Here is a 22,953-nt window from a genome sequence, read left to right on the forward strand (position 1 = left end):
TCAGCCCTCGAGCACCTTGGCGAGTACCTCCAGGGCCTCCGGATAGAGCCGCTCCCGGGGCGTCCCGTACCCGACGACCAGGCCCTGCGGCAGCCCCGCGGCACCACCGGTGTGCCAGTGCTCCCCGAGGCCGCCCACCGCCAGCCCCGCGGCCGCCGCGCGGGCCAGCGTCTCCCGTTCGTCGGCCACCGAGACGAGCGCGTGCAGCCCGGCGGCGATCCCCCGCACGTTCTTCCGGCCGGCGCCCAGCCGCCCCAGCAACTGGTCCCGGCGCCGTCGGTAGCGCAACCGGCAGGCGCGCACGTGCCGGTCGTAGGCGTGGCTCTCGATCAGCTCGGCGAGCGCCAGCTGTCCGATGGACTCGGTGTGATGGTCGCTGTGCAGTTTGGCGTCGGCGACGGCGTCGACGAGATGCGGCGGCAGCACCATCCACCCGAGCCGCAGCGCGGGGCCCAGCGTCTTGGAAGCGGTCCCCAGATAGACGACCTGCCCCGGCGCCACCCCCTGCAGGGCACCCACGGGCTGCCGGTCGTAGCGGAACTCCCCGTCGTAGTCGTCCTCGACGATCACCCCGCCACGCGCGCGTGCCCAGTCCACCACGGCCCGCCGCCGCTCCGGATGCAGCGTGACCCCGGTCGGATACTGATGGGCCGGGGTGAGGACGACCGCCGCCGCGTCGCCCAGCTCCGCCGCCCGCGCCCCCCGTTCGTCCACCCGCACCGGCACCACGGTCCCCCCGTTCCTCCGCACCACCTCCCGGTGGAACGGCATCCCTGGGTCCTCCATGGCCACGGCGGCGCCGCCGCCCAGCACCCGCGTGAGCAGTGCGAGCCCCTGCACGTACCCCGAGGTGACCACGATCCGCTCCGGCGGCGCCACCAGCCCACGGGCCCGCACGAGATACCCCGACAGCGCGGTCCGCAGCTCGATCCGCCCGCGCGGATCGCCGTAGTCGTACGCCAGGGAGGGCGCGCCGGCGATGGCCCGCCGCAGCGCCCGCGACCAGGCGGCCGCCGGGAACGCCGCGGCGTCCGGCCCGCCGGGCCGCAGATCGAAAAGCGGCGCACGCGCGCGTGCGGCCGCTTCGGGAGCGTCGGAGGCGGCGGAGGGAAGGGTGGCTACCCGGGTCCCGGACCCCTGCCGAGCGGTCAGATACCCCTCGGCGACCAGCTGGTCGTAGGCGGCCTTGGCGGTACCCCGGGAGATGCCCAACTCGGCGGCGAGCCGCCGGGTGGCGGGCAACCGGGCCCCTGGCACCAGCCGCCCGACGCGAACGGCGTCCCGCAGGGCACGCTCCAGCCCAGCCCGTCGTCCGTCGCCGGTATCGCCTTCCGGACGCAGTTCGATACCACTCCAGAAGTCGTCCACCTGTAACCCCCGTTGACTGGACCTGCCCAGGGCGCGGGGCTGTCCCGATGTGCGGCCACCGCCGCGCAGGCGCGACCAGCCCCCACGAACCCGCGGAACACAACAATGGCCGGGCACCCACCCAGGTACCCGGCCATTCACATCACACGTCAGCTCTTGAGCGAACTCATCCACGCCTCGACCTCGTCCGACCGCCGGGGCAGCCCCGCGGAGAGGTTCCGGTTCCCGTCGGCCGTCACGAGGATGTCGTCCTCGATCCGCACCCCGATCCCCCGGTACCCCTCGGGAACGGTCAGGTCGTCGGCCTGGAAGTACAGCCCCGGCTCGACGGTCAGCACCATCCCCGGCTCCAGGACGCCCTCCACGTACGTCTCGGTCCGCGCGGCGGCGCAGTCGTGGACGTCGAGGCCGAGCATGTGCCCCGTCCCGTGCAGCGTCCACCGGCGCTGCAGGCCGAGCTCCAGCACCCGCTCCACCGGACCCTCGACGAGGCCCCACTCGACGAGCCGCTCGGCCAGCACCCGCTGCGCGGCATCGTGGAAGTCGCGGTACTTGGCGCCCGGCTGCACCGCCGCGATGCCGGCCTCCTGGGCGTCGTACACCGCGTCGTAGACCCTCTTCTGCAGCTCGCTGTACGTGCCGTTGACCGGCAGCGTGCGCGTGACGTCGGCGGTGTAGAGGCTGTGCGTCTCCACGCCGGCGTCGAGGAGGAGCAGGTCGCCCGAGCGCACCGGGCCGTCGTTGCGGACCCAGTGCAGGGTGCAGGCGTGCGGGCCGGCGGCGCAGATCGAGCCGTAGCCGATGTCGTTGCCCTCCACGCGCGCGCGAAGGAAGAACGTGCCCTCGATGTAGCGCTCGGACGTGGCCTCGGCCTTGTCGAGGACCTTCACCACGTCCTCGAAGCCGCGGACCGTGGAGTCGACGGCCTTCTGCAGCTCGCCGACCTCCCAGTCGTCCTTGACCAGCCGTGCCTCGGAGAGGAAGACGCGCAGCTCCTCGTCACGCTCGGCGGTGACCTTGTCGGTCAGCGCGGCCTCGATGCCGGCGTCGTACCCGCGCACGACCCGCACCGGGCCGGTGGCCTCGCGCAGCGTGTCGGCGAGTTCGCGGACGTCGGCGGCGGGGATGCCGTAGAGCGCCTCGGACTCGGACAGGGAGTGGCGGCGGCCCACCCACAGCTCGCCCTGCCCGGAGAGCCAGAACTCGCCGTTCTCGCGGTCGGAGCGGGGCAGCAGGTAGACGGTGGCCACGTGGCCGTCGTCCTTCGGCTCCAGGACGAGTACGCCGTCCTCCGTCTGGTCGCCGGTGAGATAGACGTATTCGACCGACGCCCGGAACGGGTAGTCCGTGTCGTTCGATCGGGTCTTCAGGTTGCCGGCCGGGATCACCAGGCGGTCGCCCGGGAAACGGGCGGACAGCTCGGCGCGGCGGCGGGCGGTGTGCTCGGCCTGCTCGACGGGGGTCAGGTCGCGCAGCTCCGTGTCGGCCCAGCCGGACTTCATGTTCTCGGCGAGCTCGTCGGACACGCCCGGGTACAGGCCGTTCTTACGCTGCTTGATCGGCTCTTCCGACTCGGTCTCCGGGGTCTCCGGAGTTTCCGGGTTGAGCTCGTCGGCCACGGTCATCCTCCTAGACACTGCACTGGATCCCGTCCATCGTACGGTCGTACCGAACGGTGCCCCAGGGCCGGACGACTCTTGACCGGGTGACCTGCCTTTTTGACTGACCGATCAGTCAAAACGGGCCGCGAGCAGCACCACGTCCTCTGCACTGCCGGCCGAGTCCAGCCCGTCGGGCAGCACCGTGCGCAGCACATGGTCGGCGATCGCCCCGGGGTCGTGGCGCAGCGCGCGCGGGATGCTCGCGGCGGCCGTGTGCAGCCGGGCGAAGGCGCGGTCCATGGGGTCGCCGGTGCGGTGCAGCAGCCCGTCCGTGTAGAAGAGCACGGTTTCCCCGGCCTCGGCCTCGATCTCCACGCTGGGCGCCTCCCAGCAGGCCAGCATCCCGAGCGGCGCGGAGACCGACGTCTCGGCGAACTCGGTGCGGCGCTCCCCGATCAGCAGCGGCGGGCTGTGTCCGGCCCCGGCCAGGGTGACCTTGCGCAGCGCGGGCTCGCAGTAGGCGAACAGGGCGGTGGCGGCGCGGGCCGGTTCGGTCAGCCGCAGCAGCAGTTCGAGGTCGGAGAGGACCGCGACCGGGTCCTCGCCCTCCATCACGGCGTACGCCCGCAGGGAGGCCCGCAGCCGGCCCATGGCGGCCACCGCGCTGGGCCCGGAGCCGGTGACCGAGCCGACCGAGAGGCCGAGGGCGGCGTCGGGCAGCGGCAGTGCGTCGTACCAGTCGCCGCCGCCGCGCGGGCCGGTGCGGTGCCGGGCGGCGAGCTGCACACCGGCCACCCGGGGCAGCCGGGAGGGGAGCAGCTCCTCGGCGATGGTCGCCATGCACGCGCGCGTGCGCTCGACTTCCAGCAGCCGGGCCAGATGCTCGGCGGCGAACCGGACGTACAGGCCGACGAGGTGGCGCTGGCGCTCGTTCGGCTCGGCCGGCCCGTCGTACAGCCACAGGACCGCGCCCAGGCGGGCGGCGGCGTCGGTGGTCAGGGGGAGCGCGTAGCTGGCGGCGTAGCCGAGGCGGGCGGCGACCTCGCGGTGCCGGGGGTCCAGGCCGTCCTCGGCGAACAGATCGGGGTGGACGATCTCGGTGCCGGTGCCGGTGCCGGTGCCGGTGCCGGTGTCGTAGGGCAGCGCGTAGGCCGGGATCGTCTCCAGGTGGCCGAGGTCCGCGCGGCCGAGTCCGAGGCCGAGCGTGGTGTGCGGGCCGAGACCGTCGGCGGGCTCCAGCGCTACGAGTCCGCGCCGGGCCCCCACGAGGGCGGCACCGGCGCGCAGCAGTTCCTGGAGGGCGGGCTCCAGTCCGCCGGTGCGGGCGAGCCGTTCGGTCAGTTCATGGAGGGTGGTGAGGTCGGAGACCCAGCCGGCCAGCCGGTCCTGGAGGACGGTGCCGGGCGCCGGTGCGGCGGGGGCCTTCGGGACGGAAGGTGCGCCCGGGGCGGGGGGAACCGGTGCGACAGTGTGTGCGGGCGTGGGGACCGTTGAATCGATTCCAGCCACTTTCGGAGGGTGCGGGGCGCTCATCGTGTCCGGCTTTCAGACCTGTGCGTATTGCTCAAAAGCATCGCAAACCCCCATGTCCTTCTGCGCCGCTAGCAGTGTCTCCACATGTACACGCACTCGTGAGGGGATGTCCAGCATTGTCCTGCTGGGATTCCTGGTGTCCATGGGTCTTCCGGTGACTTCTCCCGGACGGCTTGCACAAAAGCAAAGTTGGCTTAAAACTGACTCGGGTAACGGTTCATTGCGGTCGACTGGCCTTGCTCCACGGAGCGTCACAGCGGTCGTGATGGGTACGTACTCGGAGAAGGCCAGGGGTGGTTGGGGATCACCCGGAACCTGGCGACGGACCCGGGCGTCTTAACCACCGACGACCGTGCCCCATCCTCCCGTGGCGGCGGCGGAGAGAAACACTCGGAACGGCAAAACGCCAGACTTCGCCACCCCCACGCCGTGGCCGTGCTTTTGATAGACGCAGTATTGGATGCGGGCGCGGCCCCCGGCTCGACCCCCTGGGGTTCCCCTTGCCAGTGCAGGGGTGTGATGCGCCAACAGGTACGCACAGTGAAGTGATCGACACATGATGTGATGTGGTCCACGGTGTTGCCAGCGGTGCAACGGAAAGGAACGAGCGCTCATGCGCGAGATCCTCGGAAGGCGACGCAGGCTCCTGTCCAGGCGGAAAGACAAGGGGCCTGAGTTTCTCGGCGCGGCCCTGACGTTCGCGACGGAATGGCAGTGGCCCGTACTCCCGGGCGTGGCTCCGGACCCACAGGGCCGGGCCCGCTGTGCCTGTCCCGATCCCGAGTGCACGGTGCCGGGTGCGCACCCCTTCGACCCCGGTCTGCTCGCCGCCACCACCGACGAGCGCATGGTGCGCTGGTGGTGGGGCAACCGGCCGGCCGCGCCGATCATCCTGGCCACCGGAGCCGCCGGCGGCACGGCACCCTGCGCGGTCAGTCTGCCCGCCCTCGCGGCCTCCCATGCCCTCACTCTTCTCGACCGCCGCGGCATGCGCCTCGGTCCGGTGGTCGCGGCGCCCACCCGCTGGGCGCTGCTCGTCAAGCCGTACTCCATGGAGCAGCTGGGCGAGCTGCTGTACGCCAAGGACTTCGTCCCGGGCTCGCTCCGCTTCCACGGGGAGGGCGGCTATCTCGCCCTGCCCCCCTCCGAGACCGGCCAGGGCGCGATCCGCTGGGAGCGCGCCCCGCTGCCCGGCTCGGCCAAGCCCTGGGTGCCCGATGTGGAGGCCGTGGTGGACGCCGTGGTCGACGCCCTCACCCGTACGGGTGTGAGCGCACCCGAGTTGTAAGGGTGTCGGGCGCGAGAACACGGCTTCTCGTGTCTCGCTGGTTATCTTCCGCACATGCTGCGTAATTCTGGGGGGCAACCCCCGGACCCCCGACTCCGTCTGCTCGCCCTCGCGGGCGTCATGGTGTGCGCGGTCGCGCTGCCGTTGACCGTGGCGTCCGCGGGTCAGGTGGGCGACGCCGCCGGACACCCCGCCGGACACCCCGCCGGGAGCGACGACGAGAAGCTGCCGGCCCCCGTCCGGTCCCCCATGGTGCTCGGCCTGGGCCTGGCCACGGCCGCCCGCTGCGGTCCCGAACTCACCTCCCCGGGCGGAGTGGAGGCGCAGACCTGCGTGATGACCCAGGGCGCGGACACCTGGGCGCGCACCTACTACCGCAACGCCACCGGGGCGGACCTGGAGTCCGTGCTGAGCCTGATGGGGCCGCACGGCCGCACCGTGCAGACGCACTGTGCCGCGGACGCCGGCGACGAGCCCGCCACCTGTGAGACGCCCCGGGAGCACACGCGGGGCGCACTGGACGCCTACACGGCCGTCTCGGAGTTCGCGGCGCGCGACGACGACGGACCGCTGCTGCTGCGCAGTGCCAGCAACTCCGCGGGCGACTCCGGAGACGGCTCGGGGAATGAGGCCGGGAGCGATGCCGGGGACGGCTTTGGGAGCCGGGCCGCGGGTGACGCCGGGCGGGAGGCCGCGGGCTCGCCCGGCAGCAACTCCGGTACGTCAAACCGGAGTTGACGTATCGCTACGGTCCGTACACCGGACGCCGGCCTGAGCGGGGTCATGAAAAGACCCGGTTGCTGGCGACGGGGGATGCACCAGCAACCGGGCTACTGAGACGGTAACAAGAGATCGGCGGTTCGCAAATTCGATCTCGGCTATTCGGACACGTATTTGCTTGCCACGTAGGGAAGTTGTGACCGGAGTCACCCGAGTCAACGGGTCCGGAGCGGCTGACCGGTCGGTCAGCCGCGTCCCTCCGCCCGCCTTGATCGTCAGCTGAGCGTGACCTGCCGGTTGGTCAGCCCGCCGCGGGCCCGGCGCTCGTCCGCCGTGAGCGGTGCCTCCGAGGCCAGAGCGGTCGCGAGCCGCTCCGCGAACTCGGCGGCGGGCTTCTCCACGTCCTCGGCGCCGACCCCGCTCGGCAGGTCCCAGACCGGCACGGTGAGACCGTGGGCGCGGAAGGAACCGACCAGCCGGGTCCCCTCGCCGAGGCTGGACCCGCCCGCCGCGTGCAGCCGCGCGAGAGCGTCCAGAAGCTGCTCCTCGGGATACGGCATGACCCACCGCAGATGGTTCTTGTCCGGCGTCTCGCACCAGTAGGCGGAGTCGACACCGGTCAGCTTCACCGTCGGGATGGCGGCCGCGTTGGCCCGCTCCAGGGAGGCGGTCACCTCGGCGGTGGCGTTCTCCGCGTCCTGCACCCAGAACTCGAAGCCCTCGTGCACGACCGGCGCGAACGGGCCCTCGGGGTCGAGCAGATCCTGCAGCCGAGGGCTGTCGGCGGGGGCGCGGCGGCCCTGCACCGGGGTGCCCGGCTCGGCGGCGAGGGCGCGCTGGAGGGTGTCCGCGAGGTCGCGGCTGATGTCGCCGGACGCCGTGTCGTTCTGCAGGCCGAGGAGGACGGTGCCGTCCTCGCGGCGCAGCGCCGGCCAGGCCATCGGCAGCACCGTCGCGAGCGTGACCGAGGGGACGCCCTCGGGCAGGCCGTCCTTCAGGGTCAGCTCGACCGTGGCGGCGGGGACCAGCTCGCGCAGTGCCACCCAGTCGCCCTCGCCGGCCAGCCCCTCGAACGGGCGGTGCACCAGCTCGGTCGCCGCGTGTGCGGCCGCCCGGCCGTGGCACGCCTTGTAGCGCCGGCCGCTGCCGCACGGGCAGGGTTCCCGGGCACCGACAACCGGAAAGTCTCCATCAGCGCTTCCGGCCCGGGCCGCATCGCTGAGCTGCGGCCGCGTGGCCTTTGTCTGGGGTCGCTTCTTGGCCATCTGGGTGTCTCCCGGTTACGGCTCGTCTCGTACTGGCGGGAGCCTAGCCGTTCACACCCTGAGCCACGGGTACCTGTGGACGGAGCCGCGGCGCCGGGCACCGCCGGACGGGTCGGTACGGCCGGTCAGTCCAGGTCCTCGAACGCGTCGGCGAAGTCCAGACCGGCCATCTCCGGGGCAGCGGGCGCCATGACGCGCGTAGCGAACGTGTCCCGTCGGGTCCTGACGTCCGGATCGCTCACGCCCTTGTGGACCACGACCCAGACCGTCACCTCGCCCCGGGCGTCGTCCCGGACCCCCCAGTCGTCCGCCAGGGCCGTGATGATGTTCAGCCCGCGGCCGCCGTGCGCCGTGACCGACGGGGTCATGGGAGCCGGGCGGGTCGGTCCGCCGCCGTCCGTCACCTCGACGACCAGCCGGCCGCGCGAGTCCACCCGCCAGGCGGCCCGGACGTCGCCGTCCCCGGCCAGCGCGTCCCCCAAGGGGCGGCCGTGCTTGCACGCATTGCTCAAAAGTTCGGAAAGGATAAGTACGGCATCGTCGATGACCGATTCCGATACGCCACCGGTGCGCAACTGATCGCGCATGCGGTGCCTCGCCTTGCCCACGCCCGCAGGGCCATGGGGTACGGCCATGCTCGACGACGTGGGCACCTCCTGTGCCACCACCAACGCCACCCCCGAGACCTCCTTTGCCCCACGCCACGGTGTGGATGCCCCATCGGCCTGAACCGGAAACCGGCCAATGAATGTCCGGTGACGCACTCGCAACGAACGAATACGGACCGAACGCGCCGGAGCACACCCTGTGACGGGCTCGTCGCCATACCCCCCGGATATGGCTTCGTGTGGCTTGATTTCGATGGTGTGGCCGATACGTGAGGATGGTGTGGGTGGGCTGTGGGGTCAAGGGGTGCGGCGATTACTTACGTGACTCTTTATCTGAGCCTCGATCAGCAGGACGGGACCCGGCCCGTCGGGCTCATCGTCCGAGCCGTCGCAGCACCGCCGCCGGCCGGTTGGTGATGACCGCGTCGACACCGAGCTCCAGGCACAGATCCACGTCCTCCGGCTCGTTCACCGTCCAGACGTGCACCTGGTGGCCGTTCCGCTTCAGCCGCTCGATGTAGGTGGGGTGGTTGCGCACGATCCGGATCGAGGGTCCCGCGATCCGCACCCCGGCCGGCAGCCGGCCGTCGCGCAGCCGGGGCGAGAGGAACTGCAGCAGATAGACCGTCGGCAGCGTCGGCGAGGCCGCCCGCACCCGGTGCAGCGAGCGCGCGGAGAAGCTCATGACCCGCACCTGCGACTCGGCCGCCGTGGCCGGGGCGTCCAGGCCGAACCGCTTCAGCAGGTGCATCAGCCGCTCCTCGACCTGCCCCGCCCACCGCGTGGGGTGCTTGGTCTCGATCGCCAGCTCCACCCGCCGCCCGGCATCCGCGACCAGCTCCAGCAACCGTTCAAGGGTGAGTACGGCGGTGTCCGCGCGGTCCTCCGGCCGGAACTCCCATTCGGGCTCCTCGTCCCGCCCCCGCCAGGCCGGGCCCTTCTTCCAGGAACCGAAGTCCAGGGCGGCCAGCTCCGCGAGCTCCAGGGCCGACACCGCTCCGCGACCGTTGGACGTCCGGTTGACGCGGCGGTCGTGGACGCAGACCAGATGGCCGTCCGCGGTCAGCCGTACGTCGCACTCCAGGGCGTCGGCGCCGTCCTCGATGGCCTTCTTGTAGGCGGCGAGCGTGTGCTCGGGGGCGTCCTCGGAGGCCCCGCGGTGGGCGACGACCTGGATGCGATGCTGTGGTGCGTGGGTCACCGCGACATGGTGCCACCGTGCGGGCGTACGTGGGGGCACCCCCGATGCCAGCAAAGGGAACTTTTGTCGGACAAGCCCTATATAAAGGTTGTCGGTATACCCACAGCCACCGCTTATGGTGCTCTGACGGCCTGTGGGAAAAGCTGACGGCATACAAAAGCACGTGCACAGCTGAATCGCGCCGGACCGACAGCAAGCGTGAAAGAGCGTGACCGAGTGCGACCGAGAAGAAAAGCCGTGGACCGAGGAGAGAAGCTGTGAGCACCGAGAACGAGGGCAACCCGGTACCTCCGGCCCCGTCCGCACCTCCCGTGCCGCCGACGTCTCCCGCTGCCTCGCCGCAGGCAGCCGCGTCCGACGGCGGGGAGGCGCCGACCACCCCGATCCCGTCGGCGCCCCAGGGCGCGCCCGCGGGTGACCCTTACGCCGCTCCGCAGGCCCCCGAGGGCTCCTGGCCGCCCCCGCCCCCCGCGACCCCTTCCTACGCGAACGCGGGCGCGGGTGCGGCCACCGGGTCGGCCGCCGGCGTCGGCTGGGGCGCTCCGTACGACCAGCAGCACCAGCAGTACCAGCAACACCAGCCGTTCCAGCAGCCGCAGCACGCGCCGAAGAAGGGCAGCGGGCGTGGCGGTCTGATCGCCGCCGTCCTGGTGGCCGCGCTGGTCGCGGGCGGCCTCGGCGGCGGCCTCGGCTACACGCTGGCCAAGAACAACGACGACATGGGCTCCACGACCGTCTCCGCCTCCACCGACGGCGGCGCCACCCAGGTCAAGCGCGCGGCCGGCACCATCGCGGCGGTCGCCGGCAAGGCGCTGCCCAGCACGGTCACCATCGAGGCCGAGTCGACCAGCGGCGAGGGCGGCACCGGCACCGGGTTCGTCTTCGACACCCAGGGCCACATCATCACCAACAACCACGTGGTCGCGGACGCCCTCGACGGCGGCAAGCTGACCGCGACCTTCCCGGACGGCAAGAAGTACGACGCCGAGGTCGTCGGCCACGCGCAGGGCTACGACGTCGCGGTCATCAAGCTCAAGAACCCGCCGTCGGACCTCAAGCCGCTGGCCCTCGGCAACTCCGACAACGTGGCCGTCGGCGACGAGACGATCGCGATCGGCGCCCCCTTCGGCCTGTCCAACACGGTCACCACGGGCATCATCAGCGCCAAGAACCGCCCGGTGGCCTCCAGCGACGGCAGCTCCACCAGCAAGGCGTCCTACATGAGCGCCCTGCAGACCGACGCCTCCATCAACCCGGGCAACTCCGGCGGCCCGCTGATGGACGCCTCCGGCGCGGTGATCGGCATCAACTCCGCGATCCAGTCCGCCTCCAGCGGCGGCCTGGGCAGCACCGGGCAGTCGGGCTCGATCGGCCTGGGCTTCGCGATCCCGATCAACCAGGCCAAGTACGTGGCCCAGCAGCTGATCAAGACCGGCAAGCCGGTCTACGCGAAGATCGGCGCGTCGGTGTCCCTGGAGGACAGCAGCGCCGGCGCACAGATCACCGACTCCGGCTCGGGCGGCTCGGCCGCGGTCGAGTCGGGCGGCCCCGCCGACAAGGCCGGCCTCAAGCCCGGCGACGTCATCGTCAAGCTCGACGACTCGGTGATCGACAGCGGCCCCACCCTGATCGGCGAGATCTGGACGCACAAGCCCGGCGACAAGGTCCAGGTCACCTACAAGCGGGGCGGCTCGGAACACACGGTCGAAATGACCCTCGGCTCCCGCGTGGGCGACAACTGACCCGCACACGCGCGTGCCGACCGGTTACTCTGTTCCCCGCGCCGATCTCGGTCGACGCGGGGTGGGTTGCCCGAGCGGCCTAAGGGAACGGTCTTGAAAACCGTCGTGGCAGCGATGTCACCGTGGGTTCAAATCCCACACCCACCGCGTGCTGTTTACGGCCCCTGACCAGGTGAGATGGTCGGGGGCCGTTGGTGTGTGCGGCCCTCCTTGGAGACCGCTGTTCCCCCTGGTTTCCCGCTCTGTCGGGCACGGAAGGGGCACGGCTGGGACACAGCCTGAGGGCCTCGGATCATGACCTGAGAGCTGGACGGGTCGGCCGTCGGCCAGGAACTCGTACGAGGGCTGTGGTTGCTTCCGTGCTGTACCGCGTGCATCCGCGCCAGGAGGTTGTCACGTGGAATCAGAAGCTACGGATGATCAACGATCCGGCGATTCCGAGCACCAGCAGGTATCCACCGATAGAGACCGTTTTGCCCAAGCCTTCGCGACCAGCGCTCTCGATCCACCGGCCGATGATCCCGACCAGCGGTGCCACAAAAATGATCAGAAGGATGCCGATAAAGAAGTCCATGATGCCCCCCTGGCTCCGATGACTTCCTGATGATCTAGGGGCGTGATCGTAGGTCACGGGATCTCCTAGGGGGAAGCTCCGCACCTGCACAACCATGGGGCGAACCTTGATCGCCCTGGCATGTGGCTTGTGTTGCATCCAGCAAGGTCGGTGGAGCCTCAATCGCTGACGCAAGCCAGTGGGGCGCCGACCGGTACGGCGTCATGACCGCCACGACGACGTTGACGACGGCTCCGCTGGAGCGTCCGCACCCGTCTGACCTGCGTCGGAGCAACACGCCGACATGATCGACGAGAGATCTTGAAAACCGTCGTGGCGCGAGTCACCGTAGGTTCAAATCCCACACCCACCGCAGCTGTGTAAGGGGTGCTCCTAGGGAGGGGCGCCCCTTACGTGTGCGGTCTGGACGTGAGCCTCCGGGATGGGAAGGCTTCGGGGATGCGCTCAGCTGACTGGCACTCGACCGAAGACGTCGACGACTTCCTGGCCCGGGCCGGGGACTTCCTGCGTTCGCGTCCCGTCCTGCACACCTCCGCGCTGTCGGTGATGGAAAAGCTACGCACCCTCGGGAGGCCTGGGGTGGGCGGCCGGGTTCCCGTGCTCGGCCGGCTGGAGCGAGCGGGTGAGGTCAGCGCCTTCTTCTACCGCTTTCTGCCCGGGGGCCTGACCATCTCCTCCCTGGCACCCGAGCAGGCCGACGACCTCGCCGCCCACCTGGCCGCCCTCGGGCACTCCCTGCCCTCTGTCAGCGCGGACCACGACACCGCCACCGCCTTCGCCGAGGCCTGGCAGCGGCACACCGGCGCGACGCCGACGGTCCGCGTCCGGATGCACCTGTACCGGCTCGGTACGCTCACTCCGCCGGATCCGTTCCCCTCGGGCAGGGGCCGGCTCATGGGCGAGGCGGACCATGAGCACCTCATGCGCTGGTGCCGAGAGTTCGCCGCGGATGTCGGGGAGGACGTCGTCATCGACGCGGACTCCTGGGCCGGCACCCGCTTCGCCGAGAAGCGCTACACCCTGTGGGAGACCCCGGACGGCACTCCCGTCTCCATGGCGGGGGTGAACCCGATGGTCGCCGGCATGGTCCGGGTGGACCCCGTCTACACCCCGGCCCACCTGCGCGGTCGCGGCTACGCGGGCGCCGTGACCGTCGAGGTGAGCCGGGCCGCACTCGCCGCAGGCGCCCGAGAGGTCGTGCTGTACACGAACGCGGCCAACCCCACCAGCAACGCCCTCTACCAGCGCCTCGGCTACCGCACGCTCACGGACTGGGCCGTGTACGACTTCTCGGGCGCCGCGCCGGAAGCCGGCTAGGACAGGCCCCAAGGCCTCGGCAGGGCCCGCGGGTCAGCCGGTGCGCCGGTTGTCGACGCGCCGCTCCCGCTCCCTGTCGTCCGTTGTCCGTCGTCCGTCGTCCGTCGTCCGTCGTCTCCATGATCTCGCGGCGGTTGATGCGGAGGCGAGGACGACACGGGTCAGGGGCATGCGCGGCGGGTCAGAGGGGCTGGCGGTGGGCGGTGTTCGGTTTTCAGGGGCGGTGACCGGTCATGCGGGCCGCCGACGCGATCGTCGCGCGGGCCTCGTTCTCGGTCAGGCCGGTGTGGACCGCCGCGTCGGTCAGCGGGGCCCGCAGGGCGCGGCCGATGCCGTTCTCGTAGGCGCGGCAGGCCGCCCAGAACAGGCGGGTGTTGCGCTGGCCCTCGTGGGCGGCGAGGACGAACTGGACCAGGCCCTGCCCGCGGTTGCCGACCGAGGGGTGGGTCGCGGGGTGGGGTGCCCGTGGAGGCGGGAGCAGGAGGCGGAGCAGGGACGGCGGGCAGGGGGCCGGCACCAGGTGTTCGGTGCCGGGGGCGGTGGCGTAGACGCCGTGGTCGGTGCGGGAGCCGGGGCCGACCAGGTAGCCGCCCGCGCCACGGATGTCGATGCCGGGGGCGAGTCGGCCGGCCGAGTTGGGGATCACGGCGTCCGGTGGTCCGGTCAGCCAGAGGTGGCGGCCGCCGCTGGGCGTGAGCACGACGACGGTGGGCGGGATGGTGAACAGGTGCCGCAGCGCCAGTTCGCGCAGGGATCCGGTGGCGTCCGTTCCGGACTTCACGTCCAGGTCGACGCCTATGAGGCGGTACGGGGGCAGCCCGCAGGCGATGCCGTAGCCGGTCGCCCAGGGCGCCGCGGCGAACAGCTCGCGGATGCGGGCCGGGTCGGTGGTGGCGTCGTACACCCCGTGTCCGGGGCGGCCGCACTCGCCGTGGCAGGGCGGCAGCGGCGGTTCCGGCTCGCCGGAATCCAGGGAACGGTCCGGTGTCCGGTCCGGAGACAGAGATCGGTCCGGCGTAAGAGGCCGGTCCGGCGGCAGAGGCCGGTCCGGCGAAAGAGATCGGTCCGGAGACAGAGGTCGGTCCGAGGACCGGTCCCGGGACAGGGATCGGTGCGGGGAGCGCAGGGCCGGGAGTTTGGTCCGGGACAGGGGGATGACGGCCAGGCCGCGCTCGGCGGCTGACAGGGCGTGTGCGAGGGCCAGCGTCGTGGCCTGCCGGTCGGTGGTGGCCATGCATCTATGTTCGTACGTACGTTCGAAAAAGGGAAGAGGGGCCCGGTGTGACACGCCGGGGGCGGCGGCTTGGCCGGAAAAGGTGCTGGATCGGTTCTCCCCTTGGGGTGCTTGAAGGGGAGATGTCCGTACTGGTCATGACTGGGACTGGAGTCGACCAAAGATGGCGAAAGGGGTTTATCGACTTGTCATCACGCTTGAGGGCGAATGATCCCGTGAGGGCTGGTTCGCCGGGGATTCGGTGGGCAATTCTGATCTCGCGACGTCGATGACAACCACCGAGGCGGTCGGCCAACTACCTCGGAAACAGCCTTACTTGACGTAGTTTCCGGCAAAGCCGGGCTCTGAGAGGAAACAACATGGCAAGCATCCGTACCGCCCGCGTTCTCGCCGCCGTCTCCGCCCTCCCGCTCGCCGCCGCTCTCTTCGCCGGTGTCGCCGCCGCGGACAACGGTGCGCTCGCGGGCAACGGATCGAGCGCCAACGCCGGTGTGGCGGGCATTATCGGCAGCGGTGTCGGCCACGACAACAACGGCAACTCCTCCACCACGCAGCAGAACGCGGTGGGCAACGGTGCCTCGAACCAGAGCAACACCGCGCAGGTCAACGGCTCCGTGTGGACGGCCATCCAGCAGGGCAACGACAACGTTGCCGTCCACTTCACCCAGCTGTGGTAGTCCCCGACTGAGCCCTGGTGGGGTGTGCTCTGTGGGGATGCAGCACGTCTGCGCGGCGGTACTCCGGTACCGCCGCGCAGGCGTTTTCCCGGCCTGTGGCCGTTCGACGACGCTCCGCCTTCCGGCTCCGCGCGCGGCCTGTTCGACCTTGACAGGGAACGTCATCTGACGGACAGTCAGAAACCATGCATCTGGCCCCCACCGAACGCCAGCAGCGGCTGCGCGCCGAACTCCGCGCCTACTTCCGGTCCTTGATCCCCGATCCGGCCCCCGAGGCGCCCGAGGAACGCCGTGCGCTGCTGCGCCGCATCGGCGCGGACGGCCTGCTCGGCCTCGGCTGGCCCGTCGAGTACGGCGGCCAAGGGCGCGGCGCCGACGAGCAGTTCGTCTTCTTCGACGAGGCGTACCGGGCCGGTGCCCCGGTCTCGATGGTCACGCTCAACACGGTCGGGCCCACGCTCATGAAGTACGGCAGCGACCAGCAGAAGGCCCGCTTCCTGCCCGGCATCCTCAGCGGCGACCTGGTCTTCGCCATCGGCTACAGCGAACCGGCCGCCGGGACCGACCTCGCCTCGCTGCGCACCCGGGCGGTGCGGGACGGCGACGGATGGCGGATCGACGGGCAGAAGATCTTCACCTCGGGCGCCCAGCACGCCGACTGGATCTGGCTGGCCTGCCGAACCGACCCCGAGGCGCCCAGGCACCGCGGCATCTCGATCCTGCTGGTCCCCACCGACGCCCCCGGGTTCTCCTGGACCCCGATCGAGACGGTGGGCGGCCAGATCACCACGGCGACCTACTACGACGGCGTCCGCGTCCCGGCCGGCCACCTGGTCGGCGCCGAACACGACGGCTGGTCGCTCATCACCAACCAGCTCAACCACGAGCGGGTCGCCCTCGCCGCGACCGCCATGCAGGCCGAGGACTTCTACGAGGCCGCGCTCACCGCCGCCCGTACCCCCGATCCGGTGACGGGTCGACGTCGTGTTGACGAGCCCTGGGTGCGTTTCCGGCTGGCCGAAGCGCATGCCCGGCTGGCGGCGAACCGCCTGCTCAGCTGGCGTCTGGTGGGGGACGCGGGGGCGGGCCGGGTGGCCCCCGCGGAGGCCAGCGGCGTGAAGTTCGCGGGAACGGAATCGGCAGTCGCGACGTATCGCATGTGTCAGGAGATCGTCGGCGAGACGGCATTGGTCCGGTCCGGATCGCCGGGGGCGTTCGGGGACGGCGAGCTGGAGCGGCTCAACAGGGCGGCGCAGATCAACACGTTCGGGGGCGGGGTGAGCGAGGTGCAGCGGGAGATCGTCGCGACGATGCGGCTCGGGATGAGGAGGGGTGGCCGTGGCCGGGGGGACTGACGAGCTGGGCATGCGGCTCAAGGCGTACGAGGGGCTGCCGGCCTCCCGGGCGGGCACCGGCAAGGACCCGGTCAACCTGCCCATGATCCGGCACTGGTGCGAGGCGATGGGCGACACGAATCCGGCGTACCGGGGAGCCGATGCCATCGCCCCGCCCACCATGCTCCAGGCGTGGACGATGGGCGGCCTCTCCGGGAACACCGCACGCACCGGCGCGTACGACGAGCTGTCCGCCCTGCTCGACGAGGCGGGCTGTGTCTCGATCGTCGCCACCGACTGCGAGCAGGAGTATCTGCGCCCGCTGCGGCCGGGCGACGAGCTGGTCTTCGACACGGTGATCGAGTCGGTGTCCGGCCGGAAGAAGACGAAACTGGGCACGGGCTACTTCGTCACCACGCGTACGGACATCCGGGTCGGCGAGGAACTGGCGGGCGTCCACCGCCTCCGCGTCCTCAAGTACGCGCCCGCGGGGAAGCCGGTCAAGGCTCCGCCGCGGCCCCGCCCCGTGATCAACCGGGACAACGCCGGCTTCTGGGAGGGCGTGGCCGAGGGCCGCCTCCTCATCCAGCGCTGCGCCGGCTGCGGCACCCTGCGCCACCCCTGGTTGCCGGGTTGCAACGCCTGCGGCTGCTCGGACTGGGACACGGTCGAGTCGGCCGGTGCGGGCACGGTCTATTCGTACGTCGTGATGCACCACCCGCCCTTCCCGGCCTTCACGGAATCCGAGCACGCCGCCGACGCGGCGGGTCCGTACGCGGTGGGCCTGATCGAACTCGCCGAGGGCGTACGGATGGTGAGCAACGTGGTGGGGGTGCCGTACGACAAGGTACGGATCGGGCTGCCGGTGCGGGTGGAGTTCCGCCGGTACGAGGACGAGGAGGGGGCGCTGACCCTGCCCGTCTTCCGGGGCGTCGACGCCGTCGACGGCCTCGACGGCCTCGACGCCCTCGACGCCCTCGACGCCCTCGGCGGTCTCGGCGGGGAGGCCTGACATGGACTTCACGCCCACCGAGGCGCAGGCCGGGGCCCGTGACCTTGCCGCCAGGATCTTCGCGGACCTGGCCACCCCGGAGCGGCTGCGGGCCGCCGGCACCGGCAGTGACCCGGAGCTGTGGAAGGCCCTCACCGCGGCCGGACTGGTGGCCGCGGTGGAGGAGCTGGGTCTGCTGGGGCTGGTGCTGCTCCTGGAGGAACAGGGGCGCACCACGGCCCAGGTGCCGTACGCGGCGAGCTGCGTGTACGGGCAGCTGGCGATCGCGGCCCATGGCACGAGTGAACAGCGGGAGCGGCTGCTGCCGGGGATCGGGGACGGGTCGGTGGTCGTCGCCGGGGCGTTTCCGGCCCAGCGGGGGGTACGACCCTCCGCACGGGGCGGGTTGAACGGCACCGTCCCCGTCGTCCCGTGGCTGCGGGACGCCACCCACGTACTGGTCGCGGACGCCGCCCGGCGGCTCTGGCTGGTGCCGCTCGGGGAGGGCACCGGCATCGAGGAGACCGAGCTCACCGCGCCCTGGTCGGCAGGCCGGCTCACCCTCCACGAGGCCCTCGCCGAGCCCCTCGGCACCGACACTGGCACCGGCACCGGCACCGGCACCGGCACCGGCACCGGCACCGACACCGGCACCGATACCGGCACCGACACCGATACCGATACCGATACCGGCACCGGCACCAACGCCGACGCCGGCACCGGCACCAACGCCGACGCCGACGCCGGCACCGACATCGGCACCGGGCCCGACCCCGACCTCCGCCCCGGCCCCGGAGGCACCTACTCCGGCGTCCGTGCCCTCGACTCCGGCACCCCCGCCCTCACCCCCTACGCCGACGTCCTGGCCGTCGCCCGTACCGCCTTCGCCGGGCTCCAGGCCGGGGTCTGTGCGGGCTCCCTGGCCCGGGCCGTCGCGCACACCAACACCCGCGAGCAATTCGGGCGTCCGCTCGCCACCCGGCAGGCCGTGCAGCTCCGGGCCGCCGACGCCCATATGGACACCGAGGCGATACGGGTGACGGCGTACGAGGCGGCCTGGCGGCGGGACGCCGGGCTGTCGTACGCCACGCACGCGCTGACCGCCGCCTGGTGGGCGTCCGAGGCGGGGCAGCGGGTCGTGCACACGGGCCAGCATCTGCACGGCGGCGCGGGCGCCGACGTCGAGCATCCGGTGCACCGGCACTTCCTGTGGGGGCGCCAGCTGGACGCGTATCTGGGCAGCGGGAGCGAAGTGCTCCAGGAAATGGGGGAGTTGATCGCGAGTGGGAGTTGAGACGACACGGCCGGGGGTGGGCACCGTGCTGCCGCCGCTGGAGATCCCGATCACGCGGACGCTGATCGTGGCCGGCGCGGTCGCGTCCCGGGACTACCAGGACGTGCACCACGACGCCGAACTGGCCCGGCTGAAGGGCTCTCCCGACATCTTCATGAACATCCTGACGACCAACGGGCTTGTCGGCCGGTACATCACCGACTACTTCGGTCCGACGGCGGAGCTCCGCAAGGTCGCCATCCGGCTGGGCGCGCCCAACTATCCGGGGGACACGATGGTGTTGACCGGCCGCATCGAGGAGCTGGACGAGGTGACGGGAACGGCGACGATCCGGGTGGTCGGCGCCAACGGCATCGGCAACCACGTGACCGGCACGGTGACCGTCGTCCTGACCGAGGCCACGGTGACCGTCACCCTCACCGACGAGGGGGACTCATGAGCGTGCGGGGCCGGGACTCGCTCGGCGGGCGGGCGGCGATCGTGGGGATCGGGGCCACCGAGTTCTCCAAGGACTCGGGCCGCAGCGAGCTGCGGCTGGCGGCGGAGGCGGTGCGGGCCGCGCTGGCCGACGCGGGGCTGACCCCGGCGGACGTGGACGGGATGGTGACGTTCACGATGGACACCAGCCCGGAGATCACCGTGGCCCAGGCCTGCGGGATCGGCGAGCTGTCCTTCTTCTCCCGGGTCCACTACGGCGGCGGCGCGGCCTGCGCGACGGTCCAGCAGGCGGCGCTGGCGGTGGCGACGGGGGTGGCCGAGGTCGTCGTCTGCTACCGGGCGTTCAACGAGAGATCGGGGCGCCGGTTCGGCTCGGGCGTGCGGCACCGGGAGCCGTCGGCGGAGGGCGCGGCGCTCGGCTGGGCGCTGCCGTTCGGGCTGCTCACCCCGGCGTCCTGGGTGGCGATGGCGGCGCAGCGCTACCTGCACGCGTACGGGCTCACCCCGGAGGCGTTCGGGCAGGTGGCGGTGGTGGACCGGAAATACGCGGCGACCAATCCCGCCGCCTACTTCCACGGTCGTCCGATCACCCTCGCCGACCACGCGGCATCCCGCTGGATCGTCGAACCGCTCCGGCTCCTCGACTGCTGCCAGGAGACGGACGGCGGCCAGGCGCTCGTCGTCACCTCGGTGGAGCGGGCGCGTGATCTGCCGCGTCCGCCGGTCGTGATCGCGGCGGCCGCGCAAGGCGCCGGCCGGGCCCAGGAGCAGATGACCAGCTTCTACCGGGACGACCTGACCGGGCTCCCGGAGATGGGCGTGGTGGCCCGGCAGCTGTGGCGGACCTCCGGGCTCGCCCCGGCCGACATCGACGTGGGGATCCTGTACGACCACTTCACCCCGTTCGTGCTGATGCAGCTGGAGGAGTTCGGGTTCTGCGGACGCGGGGAGGCGTCGGGCTACGTGGCCGAGGAGCGGCTGCCGTTGAACACACACGGAGGACAGCTCGGGGAGGCGTACCTCCATGGGATGAACGGGATCGCGGAAGGGGTACGCCAGCTGCGGGGCACGGGCGTGAACCAGATACCGGGCGCGGGCCGGGTCCTGGTGACCGCCGGCACCGGGGTGCCGACGTCGGGGCTGGTCCTGACCTCGGACGGGTGAACCGGCGGCTGCCGGGGCGCGGCCCGCCGCCTCGGCCGTACTACCCCCTCAGGGGTAAACCCGCAGGAGTACTGCCCCCGTACTCCACCTTCAGGAGGTGTAGTCAGCCCTACCCCTACAACCTGAGGCGGAGTCTCCTTCGGGACCTGCGGCCGATCCGCCGTCACGCCGTTCGCTCATAGCGTGGAGCCATGACCACACCCGTCTGCACCAGCGCTTCGGACGCCGCTGTCTCGGCGAGGCAGACCCGGCCGTACCCGTCCTTCGCGTCGTACGTCAGGGCCCGCCAGCCGGTCCTGCTGCGCACCGCCCGGTCGTTGACCGCGAACCCGAACGACGCGGAGGACCTGCTCCAGACCGCGCTCGCCAAGACGTACGTGGCCTGGGAGCGGATCGAGGACCACCGGGCGCTCGACGGCTATGTGCGCCGGGCCCTGCTGAACACCCGGACCTCGCAGTGGCGCAAGCGCCGGGTCGACGAGTTCGTCTGCGACGAACTGCCCGAGCCGGAGCCGGCGGGCGGCGGGGACGACCCGGCCGAACGGCAGGCGCTGCGCGACGCGATGTGGCGGGCGATCATGAAGCTGCCCGCGCGGCAGCGGGCGATGGTCGTGCTGCGGTACTACGAGGACCTCAGCGAGGTGCAGACGGCCGAGGTGCTCGGGGTGTCGGTGGGCACGGTGAAGTCCGCCGTGTCGCGAGCGCTCGGCAAGCTGCGTGAGGACCCCGAACTGGACGTCGCCCGATAACGGACGAGCCCCGCCGACGGGTGTTTGTTGTCTCTCCCCTAGTGACATACCGACTGGTATGTGAGCAGAATCAGCGCAGCCCCTTTACCGCCGAGTAGGCAATGTCGCCCCCGGGAGGACGCCGTGCTGAGCACCATGCAGGACGTACCGCTGCTGATCTCCACGATCCTGACGCATGGTTCGCGGGTTCACGGCGAGTCACAGGTGACCACCTGGACGGGCGAAGCCGAGCCGCACCGCCGCAGCTTCGCAGATGTCGGCGCCCGCGCCGCCCAGTTGGCCCACGCCCTGCGTGACGACCTGGGTGTCCAGGACGACGACCGGGTGGCCACCCTCATGTGGAACAACGCGGAACACACCGAGGCGTACTTCGCGATTCCCTCCATGGGCGCGGTCCTGCACACGCTCAACCTGCGGCTGCCCGCCGAACAACTGGTCTGGATCGTGAACCACGCGGCCGACCGGGTCGTGATCGTCAACGGTTCGCTGCTGCCGCTGCTCGCCCCGCTGCTGCCGCACCTCAAGCCGCTTCGGCACATCGTGGTCTCCGGCCCCGGCGACCGTTCGCTGCTGGACGGCGCGACCGTGGCCGTCCACGAGTACGAGGACCTGATCGCCGGCAAGCCGACCGCGTACGACTGGCCGGAGCTGGACGAACGCCAGGCCGCCGCCATGTGCTACACCTCCGGCACCACCGGCGACCCCAAGGGCGTGGTGTACAGCCACCGTTCGATCTACCTGCACTCCATGCAGGTCAACATGACCCAGTCGATGGGCCTCACCGACCAGGACACCTCCCTGGTCGTCGTGCCCCAGTTCCACGTCAACGCCTGGGGCCTGCCGCACGCCACCTTCATGACCGGCGTCAACCTGCTCATGCCGGACCGCTTCCTGCAGCCCGCCCCGCTCGCCGAGATGATCGAAACGGAGCGGCCCACGCACGCGGCCGCGGTCCCCACCATCTGGCAGGGCCTGCTCGGCGAACTCACCGCCCGGCCCCGGGACGTCGCCTCGCTCACCCAGGTCACCATCGGCGGCTCGGCCTGCCCGCCCTCCCTCATGGCCGCGTTCGACAAGCTGGGCATGCGGGTCTGCCACGCCTGGGGCATGACCGAGACCTCCCCGCTCGGCACGGTCTCCCGGCCGCCGGCCCATGCCGTCGGCACCGAGCAGGAGTTCGCCTACCGGCTCACCCAGGGCCGTTTCCCGGCGGGTGTCGAGGCCCGGCTCAGCGGCCCCGGCGGCGAACGCCTTCCCTGGGACGGCGAGTCGGCCGGCGAGCTGGAGGTGCGCGGCCCCTGGATCGCGGGCGCCTACTACAACGGTCCCGACGCCGATCCGCTGCGCCCCGCCGACAAGTTCAGCGAGGACGGCTGGCTGAAGACCGGTGACGTCGGCACCATCTCCCCCGACGGCTTCCTCACCCTCACCGACCGTGCGAAGGACGTCATCAAGTCCGGCGGCGAGTGGATCTCCTCGGTCGAACTCGAGAACGCGCTGATGTCCCACCCGGACGTCGCCGAGGCCGCCGTGGTCGCCGTACCCGACGAGAAGTGGGGCGAGCGCCCGCTGGCCACGGTCGTGCTGCGGGAGGGCGCCGACGCGACCTTCGAGACCCTGCGCACCTTCCTCGCCGAGGAGGGCAAGATCGCGAAGTGGCAGCTGCCGGAGCGCTGGACGGTGGTGGAGGCGGTACCGAAGACGAGCGTCGGCAAGTTCGACAAGAAGGTACTGCGGAGGCGCTACGCAGAGGGCGAACTGGACATCACCAGCCTCTGAAGACACCCTGCGCGGGAGCGCTCCGCACCGGAGCGCCCCGCAAGGGCGCGGGGCTGTGTTCGGTATGCGCCTACCG

Annotated in this window: 19 protein-coding genes, 1 tRNA gene and 1 pseudogene; 13 read left to right on the plus strand and 8 right to left on the minus strand. The window is 71.5% G+C overall.

Annotation, left to right across the window (positions count from 1 at the left end):
- The 3 genes from pdxR to ACWDGI_RS19435 all read right to left on the minus strand — a co-directional run bounded on the left by pdxR (position 1) and on the right by ACWDGI_RS19435 (position 4,502).
- The gene (gene pdxR, locus ACWDGI_RS19425) at positions 1–1,368 is read right to left on the minus strand and encodes a MocR-like pyridoxine biosynthesis transcription factor PdxR (protein WP_450760544.1); all 1,368 of its coding nucleotides are present in this window, start codon (positions 1,366–1,368) and stop codon (positions 1–3) included.
- Between the two features lie 149 nt (positions 1,369–1,517).
- Positions 1,518–2,987, minus strand: coding sequence for an aminopeptidase P family protein (locus ACWDGI_RS19430; RefSeq protein WP_450760546.1), 1,470 nt, complete (start codon positions 2,985–2,987; stop codon positions 1,518–1,520).
- 111 nt (positions 2,988–3,098) lie between these two features.
- Positions 3,099–4,502, minus strand: coding sequence for a PP2C family protein-serine/threonine phosphatase (locus tag ACWDGI_RS19435; RefSeq protein ID WP_450760548.1), 1,404 nt, complete (start codon positions 4,500–4,502; stop codon positions 3,099–3,101).
- Positions 4,503–5,115: 613 nt separating this feature from the next.
- Here ACWDGI_RS19435 and ACWDGI_RS19440 point away from each other — a divergent pair.
- Both ACWDGI_RS19440 and ACWDGI_RS19445 read left to right on the plus strand, forming a co-directional pair.
- On the plus strand, positions 5,116–5,790 hold the full coding sequence (locus ACWDGI_RS19440) for a bifunctional DNA primase/polymerase (RefSeq protein ID WP_450760550.1): 675 nt from the start codon (positions 5,116–5,118) through the stop codon (positions 5,788–5,790).
- A gap of 54 nt (positions 5,791–5,844) precedes the next feature.
- Positions 5,845–6,402: pseudogene (locus ACWDGI_RS19445) on the plus strand (hypothetical protein); the annotation flags it as partial.
- A 383-nt stretch (positions 6,403–6,785) separates the two neighbouring features.
- Here ACWDGI_RS19445 and ACWDGI_RS19450 read toward each other — a convergent pair.
- From ACWDGI_RS19450 to ACWDGI_RS19460, 3 genes are all read right to left on the minus strand, one after another.
- Positions 6,786–7,775 carry a DUF5926 family protein gene (locus ACWDGI_RS19450; protein ID WP_450760552.1) on the minus strand — a complete coding sequence of 330 codons (990 nt, stop codon included), beginning with the start codon at positions 7,773–7,775 and terminating at the stop codon, positions 6,786–6,788.
- Positions 7,776–7,900: 125 nt separating this feature from the next.
- Positions 7,901–8,539, minus strand: coding sequence for an ATP-binding protein (locus ACWDGI_RS19455; protein ID WP_450760554.1), 639 nt, complete (start codon positions 8,537–8,539; stop codon positions 7,901–7,903).
- 217 nt (positions 8,540–8,756) lie between these two features.
- Complete coding sequence (locus ACWDGI_RS19460) at positions 8,757–9,584, minus strand: glycerophosphodiester phosphodiesterase (protein WP_450760556.1); 828 nt, start codon at positions 9,582–9,584, stop codon at positions 8,757–8,759.
- Between the two features lie 257 nt (positions 9,585–9,841).
- On the opposite strand from ACWDGI_RS19460, the gene ACWDGI_RS19465 reads away from it, so the two are divergent.
- Together ACWDGI_RS19465 and ACWDGI_RS19470 are read left to right on the plus strand one after the other, a co-directional pair.
- Entirely contained in the window at positions 9,842–11,326 is a 1,485-nt protein-coding gene (locus ACWDGI_RS19465) for a S1C family serine protease (protein ID WP_450760558.1), read from the plus strand.
- A 60-nt stretch (positions 11,327–11,386) separates the two neighbouring features.
- Positions 11,387–11,473: transfer RNA gene (locus tag ACWDGI_RS19470), tRNA-Ser, on the plus strand.
- A 256-nt stretch (positions 11,474–11,729) separates the two neighbouring features.
- On the opposite strand, the gene ACWDGI_RS19475 is transcribed toward ACWDGI_RS19470, so the two are convergent.
- Entirely contained in the window at positions 11,730–11,900 is a 171-nt protein-coding gene (locus ACWDGI_RS19475) for a hypothetical protein (RefSeq protein WP_450760560.1), read from the minus strand.
- A 438-nt stretch (positions 11,901–12,338) separates the two neighbouring features.
- Here ACWDGI_RS19475 and ACWDGI_RS19480 point away from each other — a divergent pair, with 438 nt between their 5' ends.
- A complete protein-coding gene (locus ACWDGI_RS19480; protein WP_450760562.1) occupies positions 12,339–13,217 on the plus strand; it encodes a GNAT family N-acetyltransferase in 879 nt (292 codons plus the stop codon).
- Positions 13,218–13,431: 214 nt separating this feature from the next.
- On the opposite strand, the gene ACWDGI_RS19485 is transcribed toward ACWDGI_RS19480, so the two are convergent.
- Positions 13,432–14,451: a bifunctional DNA primase/polymerase gene (locus ACWDGI_RS19485; protein WP_450760564.1), complete on the minus strand. Its 1,020-nt coding sequence runs from the start codon at positions 14,449–14,451 to the stop codon at positions 13,432–13,434.
- 359 nt (positions 14,452–14,810) lie between these two features.
- On the opposite strand from ACWDGI_RS19485, the gene ACWDGI_RS19490 reads away from it, so the two are divergent.
- From ACWDGI_RS19490 to ACWDGI_RS19525, 8 genes are all read left to right on the plus strand, one after another.
- Positions 14,811–15,128, plus strand: a complete 318-nt coding sequence (locus tag ACWDGI_RS19490) for a hypothetical protein (protein ID WP_450760566.1) — start codon at positions 14,811–14,813, stop codon at positions 15,126–15,128.
- Between the two features lie 185 nt (positions 15,129–15,313).
- Positions 15,314–16,483 (plus strand): acyl-CoA dehydrogenase family protein, encoded by a 1,170-nt coding sequence (locus ACWDGI_RS19495; protein ID WP_450760567.1) that lies wholly within the window; start codon positions 15,314–15,316, stop codon positions 16,481–16,483.
- A 10-nt stretch (positions 16,484–16,493) separates the two neighbouring features.
- The gene (locus tag ACWDGI_RS19500; protein ID WP_450760737.1) at positions 16,494–17,474 is read left to right on the plus strand and encodes a bifunctional MaoC family dehydratase N-terminal/OB-fold nucleic acid binding domain-containing protein; all 981 of its coding nucleotides are present in this window, start codon (positions 16,494–16,496) and stop codon (positions 17,472–17,474) included.
- 1 nt (position 17,475) lies between these two features.
- Entirely contained in the window at positions 17,476–18,747 is a 1,272-nt protein-coding gene (locus ACWDGI_RS19505; RefSeq protein ID WP_450760569.1) for an acyl-CoA dehydrogenase family protein, read from the plus strand.
- Entirely contained in the window at positions 18,737–19,186 is a 450-nt protein-coding gene (locus ACWDGI_RS19510) for a MaoC/PaaZ C-terminal domain-containing protein (protein WP_450760571.1), read from the plus strand. Before ACWDGI_RS19505 ends, ACWDGI_RS19510 begins: the two co-directional genes overlap by 11 nt.
- On the plus strand, positions 19,183–20,349 hold the full coding sequence (locus ACWDGI_RS19515) for a lipid-transfer protein (protein WP_450760573.1): 1,167 nt from the start codon (positions 19,183–19,185) through the stop codon (positions 20,347–20,349). Before ACWDGI_RS19510 ends, ACWDGI_RS19515 begins: the two co-directional genes overlap by 4 nt.
- A 191-nt stretch (positions 20,350–20,540) precedes the next feature.
- Positions 20,541–21,098, plus strand: a complete 558-nt coding sequence (locus tag ACWDGI_RS19520; RefSeq protein WP_450760575.1) for a SigE family RNA polymerase sigma factor — start codon at positions 20,541–20,543, stop codon at positions 21,096–21,098.
- 123 nt (positions 21,099–21,221) lie between these two features.
- Positions 21,222–22,877 (plus strand): long-chain fatty acid--CoA ligase, encoded by a 1,656-nt coding sequence (locus ACWDGI_RS19525; RefSeq protein ID WP_450760577.1) that lies wholly within the window; start codon positions 21,222–21,224, stop codon positions 22,875–22,877.
- Positions 22,878–22,953 lie beyond the last annotated feature (76 nt).

It is taken from the genome of Streptomyces sp. NPDC001220, assembly GCF_053597895.1.

Bases quoted from the DNA above. Each gene is read 5' to 3' on its own strand.
- ACWDGI_RS19480 (WP_450760562.1), top strand. From the start codon at position 12,339: ATGCGCTCAGCTGACTGGCACTCGACCGAAGACGTCGACGACTTCCTG.
- ACWDGI_RS19450 (WP_450760552.1), bottom strand. From the start codon at position 7,775: ATGGCCAAGAAGCGACCCCAGACAAAGGCCACGCGGCCGCAGCTCAGC.
- ACWDGI_RS19490 (WP_450760566.1), top strand. From the start codon at position 14,811: ATGGCAAGCATCCGTACCGCCCGCGTTCTCGCCGCCGTCTCCGCCCTC.
- ACWDGI_RS19495 (WP_450760567.1), top strand. From the start codon at position 15,314: ATGCATCTGGCCCCCACCGAACGCCAGCAGCGGCTGCGCGCCGAACTC.
- ACWDGI_RS19485 (WP_450760564.1), bottom strand. From the start codon at position 14,451: ATGGCCACCACCGACCGGCAGGCCACGACGCTGGCCCTCGCACACGCC.
- ACWDGI_RS19435 (WP_450760548.1), bottom strand. From the start codon at position 4,502: ATGAGCGCCCCGCACCCTCCGAAAGTGGCTGGAATCGATTCAACGGTC.
- ACWDGI_RS19440 (WP_450760550.1), top strand. From the start codon at position 5,116: ATGCGCGAGATCCTCGGAAGGCGACGCAGGCTCCTGTCCAGGCGGAAA.
- ACWDGI_RS19500 (WP_450760737.1), top strand. From the start codon at position 16,494: ATGCGGCTCAAGGCGTACGAGGGGCTGCCGGCCTCCCGGGCGGGCACC.
- ACWDGI_RS19520 (WP_450760575.1), top strand. From the start codon at position 20,541: ATGACCACACCCGTCTGCACCAGCGCTTCGGACGCCGCTGTCTCGGCG.
- ACWDGI_RS19475 (WP_450760560.1), bottom strand. From the start codon at position 11,900: ATGGACTTCTTTATCGGCATCCTTCTGATCATTTTTGTGGCACCGCTG.
- ACWDGI_RS19505 (WP_450760569.1), top strand. From the start codon at position 17,476: ATGGACTTCACGCCCACCGAGGCGCAGGCCGGGGCCCGTGACCTTGCC.
- ACWDGI_RS19515 (WP_450760573.1), top strand. From the start codon at position 19,183: ATGAGCGTGCGGGGCCGGGACTCGCTCGGCGGGCGGGCGGCGATCGTG.